The sequence below is a fragment of the Saccharomonospora iraqiensis subsp. paurometabolica YIM 90007 genome (assembly GCF_000231035.2).
GTDB lineage: Bacteria > Actinomycetota > Actinomycetes > Mycobacteriales > Pseudonocardiaceae > Saccharomonospora > Saccharomonospora paurometabolica.
Genome location: NZ_KI912197.1, coordinates 2,881 through 5,230 on the forward strand (window position 1 = coordinate 2,881; position 2,350 = coordinate 5,230).

Consider the following 2,350-nt stretch of genomic DNA (forward strand, 5'->3'; position numbering starts at 1 on the left):
GGACTGGCCGGACCGGACCAGGCTCAGCGCCGGTGACCATCCGCACGTCGCCGTCTCCGGTGGTCGGTGGGCCGAGTCGCTCGCCCCCGAGACCCGGCACGGGCTGGGGTCCACCGCCGACTCGCTCCGTGCCGCCGGGTCCGTGGTCGACGAGATCGACCTCGCGGAGGCGTCGTCGGGTGCGGCCGCGCGGGGTACGGCCGAGAACACCGCGGCCGAGAACACCGCGGCCGCGCTGGCCGAGCACGACGCGCTCGTCCTGCCGTGGGGCCACGGGGACGCCGGCCTGGCCCGTCTGCTGACCCGGCTCGACACGGCGGCCGTCGCGCTGCCCGACAGCGGCGGTGTCGGCGTACTGGGCAAGGCCTTCGACGATCAGGTCGTCCTGGATCTCGCGGGGGCCCTCACGGGGGCGCAGACGGCGACGCCCTACCCCGGGATCGGACTCAACCTCGTGGTGTCCGGCGGCTACCTGCGGGGGCAGCCGCGGCAGGAGGAACTCGCCCGTGTGTCGGCCCGGTTCGCCGACCCGGTCACCACCGCACCGCGTTACCGCTTGATCGCTCTCGGGCAGGATCCACCCGACGCCGGGGTCGTGCCCGCCGAGTCGGTCGGCGGGACGCACCACGGACCGCTCGTCCCACTCGCCGCCGAACGGTGGTTGGTGTCGCCCTCGGGGCTGGGCGAACTGGCCGCGCATCTGCGGCCCCCCATGCGGCTCGGGGGTGTCGAGCTCGCCGACGGCCGCTGCGTCCTGGGTGTCCTGTGCGCGCCGACCGCGGCCGAACACGGCACCGACGTGACCGCGTGGGGCTGCTGGCGTGCCTATCTGCGGCATCTGAGCACCCAGCGGCCGAGCGTACGTCCGGCAACCCCGGTCTAGTGTCCCGACGGCCCGGTCAGGCCCCGGCCGCCCCGTGGACCGGCCGCGCGGCGAGCGCACGATTCACCCGGCGGACGAGTGCGGGACCGTGCAGTGCGAAGCCGGTGTAGAGCTGGACGAGACTCGCCCCGGCGTCGCGCATGCGTTCCGCGTCGTCCGGGGTGCAGATCCCGCCGACCGCCACGACCGGCAGCCGGTCTCCCGCCTCGTCGTGCACGAACCGCACCACCTCCCGTGCCCGGGCGGCGAGCGGACGTCCGGACAGCCCGCCGGCCTCGTCGGCCAGCGCCGCGTCCCGGGAGGTGAGACCGTCCCGGGCGAGCGTGGTGTTCGTGGCGATGACCCCCGCGACCCCGTGGGACACGCAGACGTCGAGCAGTTCGGCGATCGCCTCGGTCGAGAGGTCCGGGGAGAGCTTGACCAGCAGCGGGACGGGTGTGCGTCCCGCCTCGCGCGCCAGCGTGGCCGAGGTGCGGGTCAGCTCCGTCAGCAGCTCCGTGAGTGCCCCGCGGTCCTGCAGCGTCCGGAGACCGGGGGTGTTGGGCGAGCTGACATTGACCGCCACGTAGTCGGCGTAGGGGTGCAGGGCGGTCAGGGAGGCGCGGTAGTCGTCGATGGCGTCCGCGACCGGTGTCACCTTCGACTTGCCGATGCTGATTCCGAGCGGGATCTCCGGCTTTCCGTGCTGGGCGAGCCGCCGGGCCAGCGCGTCGGCGCCGTCGTTGTTGAACCCCATCCGGTTGAGCACCGCCTCGCTGTCCGGCAGGGCGAACAACCGCGGTCGCGGGTTCCCGGGTTGGGCGAGCCGGGTGACGGTGCCGAGCTCCACGAACCCGAAGCCGAGCGCGGGCCATGCCCCCGGTGCCCGACCGTCCTTGTCCATCCCGGCGGCCAGTCCCACCGGGTTGGGGAACCGGACACCGAAGACCGTGGTGGGGTTGTCGATCCCGTAGTACCGGCGCAGGCCACGGGTCAGCGGTCGCGTCCGGGCGAGCCCCCCCAGTGCGCGCACCGTCCGTTCGTGCACCGTCTCCGCGTCCCCACGGGCGAGCCGGTACAGGCCGGGGCGGACGATCCTGTCGAACAACACGCACCCAGTATCCGGCAGTCCGCTCCCGCGCCACGCGGGGCTCCCCCGGTCGGCTGCGCCGTGTGCGCCGCACCGGAGGGTTGGGGGAACCCCCGACGCGACTCCCGCACGCCGTCAGTCGTGCGGGCCCGGGTCGGACCGGGTCCCGGGAGCGTCGGGGGCCGGTGAGCGCCTGGTATTCACCGGCGGGCACACATCACTCACTCGCCAGTGGTCCGTGTGCTCCGTCAGTGGAGCGTCACCTCACGGGTCCTGTCGCTGTGCACTGTTGGACCACCTCCTTTCCCGTGTACCGCCACGCTAGGCCGCTCCACGGCGGTCCGGCAACGTGATTTCCCCGCGGGCGAACAGCCCGGCACGGGTCGCCGCGGGCCCGC

General features: G+C 74.1%; 2 protein-coding genes. One reads left to right on the plus strand and one right to left on the minus strand.

Features of this window, described 5'->3' with window-relative positions; translation table 11 throughout:
* A partial coding sequence (locus SACPADRAFT_RS25185) for an allophanate hydrolase-related protein (protein ID WP_456153873.1) occupies positions 1-883 on the plus strand: 883 nt, incomplete at its 5' end.
* A 16-nt stretch (positions 884-899) separates the two neighbouring features.
* On the opposite strand, the gene SACPADRAFT_RS0202650 is transcribed toward SACPADRAFT_RS25185, so the two are convergent.
* A complete protein-coding gene (locus tag SACPADRAFT_RS0202650; RefSeq protein WP_007027315.1) occupies positions 900-1,973 on the minus strand; it encodes a quinone-dependent dihydroorotate dehydrogenase in 1,074 nt (357 codons plus the stop codon).
* Between the last annotated feature and the right edge of the window lie 377 nt (positions 1,974-2,350).